Raw genomic sequence first — 5594 nt, forward strand, 5'->3', positions numbered from 1 at the left:
CGGCTTCGCGGGCATTTTGTTTGGGGAGGATAAAGCCTTTAAAGCCGTCTTTACGGGCTTGAATGGCAATGGGCAAAGCACCTTTTATCGGCTGCAGGCTTCCGTCAAGAGAAAGCTCGCCCATGATGATAAATTTTTCAAGGGCTTCGGGTTCTATTTGACCGGATGCTGCCAATACACCGGTGGCGATGGTAAGGTCATAGGATGAACCTTCTTTTTTGATATCGGCGGGTGCCATATTAACCACTACCTGTTGGCGCGGCATCCTGAAACCACAGTTTTTCAGTGCCGACTCTATCCTGAAATAACTTTCTTTTACAGCCACATCGGGCAGGCCCACAATGAAATATTTTGTGCCCGACGCAATATTCACCTCAACAGTTATGGTAATAGCTTGTATCCCATAAACCGCGCTTCCAAAAGTTTTAACCAACACTGTGATAAAAGTTTAATCGAAGCGAAAGATATAGAATTTTGACGAAGTGATAAAGCCGGGAACCTACAAAACAAAAAACCGCCGGTATAATATTAAGATATTAAACTTCTAATACATGCCTAAGTGAGGTACACTTTTAAGTACAGGTACCCCTTTAGGTAATTGAAATAGTTTTGGGTCGAGCGGTTCTGTATCAAAGGAAAGCAGCTGGATTCTTGATATACAGATAATAGCATTGTCAGTGAATGCTGACGTACTTTCTGCGTCAAAACTGACTACAGTAAACGAAAAGGTGGTGTTCAAATAGGCGTTTAATAACGAAACGATGGGCAGGGGCTTTTTTGTGTAAATGAACTGGTGCCACCGTACTTGATCGGAGGACTTGTACAGTGCTTGGTAACAAGGCATTCCCGCAACAGTTATTGATTGCTGGTGTGTGGTATCTATAATGCAGGTTCGTTTTGATTCAGGAGCTAACAACAGTACCCTGAAAAACAATTCATCAGAATCTGTTCGTAGTGAGTCTGTGGCGATGAACGGCTTTTTGTTCTTTTTCAAAAAGGTATACACCTGCTTTTTCCTCCAGTCGATCAGATAGGTTGGTGTGATAAGAGACACAGACAACGATGTCTTTACCGTTGTGTCACTACTGTTACAATGTTCGTTCGAGGAATTGCTTGCAAGCGGCCGGTCTACATTCTTACTTCGGAGCACCTTACTGTGAAGGATATGATAGTCAAACTGCATCACCTGGTGTTTCGCGGTGTCCATTTTTGCAGTATCGGCGGGAGGAAACCAAAATAGTCCGATCTTAACGGTGCCTTCGCCCAAATCTGTTGGTAGTTTCGTTTGAGCAGCGCACTGTATAGTGCAGAGAATGATACTGAGGAACAGGCAATGTTTTATCATTTCGTGGTATTTGCAAAAAGGTCGGTTCAAAAGCTATATCATCAACTCATTCCCAATCAGTATATGCATACAGCAAGATAGTTTGATTAGAATGCCTGGCGATTGTCAATACCGTAAAAGTACAGGAATGAATGTCGGTGCATTTACAGATATTCTCTATTGGTAAATCAATATTATCCAATATTCATATTTAATACGTTCTCGTTTATTGCTATAGCATAGCAATTACCCATTAAATACTAATGCATGATGCTGCCAAGAGCGACATAGATCGTTTGTTCGGCTATTAGAATTTTGATGAAGTGATAAAGCCGGTAATGCTACAAAACAAAAAACCCGCCGATACCGGCGGGCCTTCTATAATCACATTGTTAATCTTATCTTAAAAATACCCCGGCTTCGCAAACAACCAATAGCATAGCGCAGGAAACTATTACACAAACCATCAGCATTATTGATGATGTGTTGGGATTGTGTTTGCTGATGCGTGCAAATGCAGCGTTAACTCTTTTAAAAGAACGGCTATTCAGCAACACAAAATAATTAAGCACAAACGCACCTGTGGCGCCCAGCAATATGATCAGGCCCGACATCGGGCTTAACTGAAACCAATCGGAGTTTAAAAACAGCTGTGCAACACTTACTAAAATGGCCAGCAAAATGATCATTAAAAAACTTGCTCCAAAAAGGGCGTTGGCTTTTGGCAATCCGCCGTGACCAAAGTTTTTAACATTCCACCTGTAAAACGTTACATAAATGGATTTGTAGGTTTCTGCTGCTTTCATAATGTTATGGTTTTAGGTAATTAATTCGGTGTAAAATAATATTACTTGCACAATATTGGTTTAAAAACGGAATTGGCAAAATTTTATTGCGATTGTATTTGATTTTTATCGTATTTGTATTCATTTATTTGGTTAAGTGCAGATATCGCAACAAATACAATAAAGCGAAATGAATAATTTTATTTTCAAAGAGACCATGGAAATCGCCTTAAAAAGGGGGCTAAGTATCGGAGGAGGATAGGCAAGAAATTTTCACACAAATTTTTCCGAATTAATCGAATTACACGAATTTTTTGATGTCGATTTGAAATTCGTGTAATTCGATTAATTGTGGCCGAGTTGAAAATCAATTCGTGTAAAAAATTTTTACGCTCATTTATAGATTTGATCATTTTAAAGGTGATTTACCTACAGGCAACACAGTTCGTTTGGTAAAACAAATGTTACAATGTTAAAATATGTGTTAAAAAAGCTCTTTCCCGATGTGTATAGGGCAATATTTATGTTGAATACTTGTTATAGGAGCAAATTATAGCATATAATGCTGCCGTGCGGGGGTATTGTGTAGTGGTTAAGTAGAGGGGTGGTTATTTATGCTTTAAACCTTTACTGTTGATATTTGTCTAACACGCGTTTGTCAACAAAACAATTAACAAAATGCAACACATCTAAACCCTATAACTACCTCATGATTTAATTTTCAAACTTACCACGGCCCTACATCACCTATAACACAATTTACTTTTACCTTACACCGTCTGCACCTAAACCTGGATGAAAACAATTTTTCTTTCATTAATACTGTTATGCCTATTTTCCTCTGTATCCTTTGCCCAAAACAGAGTTACCATTAAAGGCAAAGTCACCGACTCGCTGAATAACCAACCGCTTGAATTGAGTACAGTTGCGATGGTCGATCTGAAAGACACGTCGCTCATTGCCTATACCCTGAGTAAAAAAACCGGAGATTTTGAATTGCAACGGTTACCGGTTGATAAACAGGTCCGGCTGGTTATTTCCTATGCCGGGTACAAAAGCTATGTCCGCCATTTTAACTTTAAAAAAGGCGAAGTGATTGATCTCGGAAATATCGCCCTCAACAGCAAAATGCTTAATGAGGTTATTGTGCGGGCCGAACGTGTTCCTATCAGGATGAAAAAGGACACCATCGAGTTTGATGCTGCAGCCTTCAAAACCAGGCCAAATGCCGCCGTTGAGGAGTTGCTTAAAAAACTTCCCGGTGTACAGATAGATGGCGATGGAACGATCACCGTTAACGGAAAACAGGTAAGCAAGCTACTGATAGACGGCAAACAATTTTTTGGCTCCGACCCAAAGATCGCTACCAAAAACCTTGACGCGGCTATTGTTGCACAGATTCAGGTTTATGATGACCGAGAAAATGACCCAGATCACCTTGTGAGCGAAACCCAGGTACAAAAGATCATTAACATCAAACTTAAAAAGGCCATTAAAAAAAGCATTTTTGGCAAGGTGTTCGGTGGTGCGGGCTCGCGCGACAGGTATGAGGCCGGTGGGTTGTTCAATATGTTCCGCGATACCTTGCAGGTAAGCCTGATCGGGTTAAGCAATAACCTTAACCATACTGCTTTTTCGCGCGAAGACCTCAATTCCCAGGGTGGTTTTGATCGCAGTGGAGGCAACACCTCCTTTAATGGTGGCCGAAACTGGGGCGGCGGCATAGAAAAGATCACCTCGGGAGGTTTTAACATCAACCAAAACTATGGCGAAAAATTAAAGCTCAACCTGCAATACTTTTATACGCAGCGTAATAACGTAAACGAGTCTGCCAATTTCCAACAGCAGTTTCTGAAGGATACTACGCTGTTAACCCGGTCCACGAACAGCAGGATCGCGAACAGCTATGTACACACTTTAAGCGGTCTTGTGGAGTGGAAGCCCGATACCATCCGTAACCTGCGGTATAACCCGTCGTTGGGTTATAACTCGAACACTAATACTTCTACATCGGCGGGGAGTACATCAAACAATTTCGATATGCCCGTAAACCAGTCGGCATCAAATTCATGGGGTGATGGCCATTCAACACAATTTAACCAAAGCTTTTATTTTCATAAGCGCTCCAAAAAGAGCAGTAAAGAGTCGTTCACTATATCGCATAACCTCAGCATTAGTCCTAACCATAACAACAATTTCAATAATAATGATGTGGTTAATTACCAGCGTCCAGACCTATCCGACAGCCTGCACAGGTTATCTGCCCGCACCTCAAATAATGCTTCGGGCAATCTCGATTTCAGCTACAGGTTCCCGGTAACTAAAAAGCTTATTGTTGATATTACTACATCGGGCATATACAACAAAACCAGCGATCAGCTTTTTACCTACGACCGCAAAACCGGCTTTGATTCGCTGCTCAGCAATCAAAGTTCCGATCTTAAGCGCGATCAGTGGACAGAAAACATCAAACCGGGTATCACCTATCAGCTCAACAAACAAACTCAGATCATAGCCGGGCTTAATACCCAATGGCAGCAGATCAATAACAACTTTGTAACCAGCAGGCTGCTACAGAATTATTTTTTCCTGCTGCCAACCATCCGTATTGAAGCTTACGGTATATCTCTTAATTACGAACGCCGGGTTAATCAACCAGGGGTATCGAGCCTGCAGCCTATTACCATAGTTTATAGCCCGTTGTATAGCTATACAGGTAACCCCAACCTGGTGCCCAGCATTAGTAATAATTACAGTTATAGCTTTTTTAAGTATTGGGATAACAGTCAATTTGGTGTTTACTCAAACGGCAGTGTGTACTCGCAAAAAAATATGGCCGTTACGCAGCAAACCATCCGCTCAGACGGGGCGCAGACTAATACAACTGTTAACCGCGACGGCAGGCCAAACTATAATTTCTCAGTCGGGGCTTTTAAAAGGCTTAAAACTAACAAAGACTGGCAGCTTAATTCATCAACTAGTTTTTACGGTAATTATTACCAAAGCCTTAATCTGCTAAATGATGTGGAAGGCTGGCAAAACACCTTTTCATACGGGGTTCATGAAAACATAAACGCAAACTGGAAAGATAAGATAGAACTGTACACCGGTTTTGGTTTTAACCAGTCGAACACGAAATACCGTTATGACGATTTCAGGAACGTGAAGGTTGGTACCTACAACATAAGCAATAGCCTGATAGTGAGGTTTCCTAAAAAAATTGTTTGGGAAACCAAACAGGACTTTAATTATAATGGCCAGGTGGCGGCAGGGTTTAAAAAAGGCGTTAATGTAGTGAGTTCATCACTCGCCCTGCAAATGCTTAAAAAAGACCGCGGGGAATCGAAGTTGTCTGTTTATGATATCTCTAACCAAAACGTGAGCGTGTACCGTTACATTAATTCCAACTCGGTTAGCGACGTGCAAAACAATACATTGAAGCGATATTTTATGGTTACTTACAGCATTAAGTTTAATAAACTAAT

The 5594-nt window shown here is 41.1% G+C and carries 4 protein-coding genes; 1 reads left to right on the top strand and 3 read right to left on the bottom strand.

The genetic code is table 11. The annotated features are described in order from the left end of the window. The 3 genes from VF500_RS12775 to VF500_RS12785 all read right to left on the bottom strand — a co-directional run. On the bottom strand, window positions 1–436 hold a 436-nt coding region (locus VF500_RS12775; RefSeq protein WP_330860041.1), incomplete at its 3' end, for a magnesium chelatase domain-containing protein. A 108-nt stretch (window positions 437–544) separates the two neighbouring features. Beyond that, window positions 545–1054 (bottom strand): hypothetical protein, encoded by a 510-nt coding sequence (locus tag VF500_RS12780; protein WP_330860042.1) that lies wholly within the window; start codon window positions 1052–1054, stop codon window positions 545–547. Between the two features lie 668 nt (window positions 1055–1722). Next, window positions 1723–2130, bottom strand: coding sequence for a hypothetical protein (locus VF500_RS12785; protein WP_330860043.1), 408 nt, complete (start codon window positions 2128–2130; stop codon window positions 1723–1725). 774 nt (window positions 2131–2904) lie between these two features. Here VF500_RS12785 and VF500_RS12790 point away from each other — a divergent pair. Next, window positions 2905–5594: outer membrane beta-barrel protein (locus VF500_RS12790; protein WP_330860044.1), on the top strand; the 2690-nt coding region annotated here is incomplete at its 3' end.

The sequence above is a fragment of the Mucilaginibacter sp. genome (assembly GCF_036383575.1).
Classification (GTDB): Bacteria; Bacteroidota; Bacteroidia; order Sphingobacteriales; family Sphingobacteriaceae; genus Mucilaginibacter.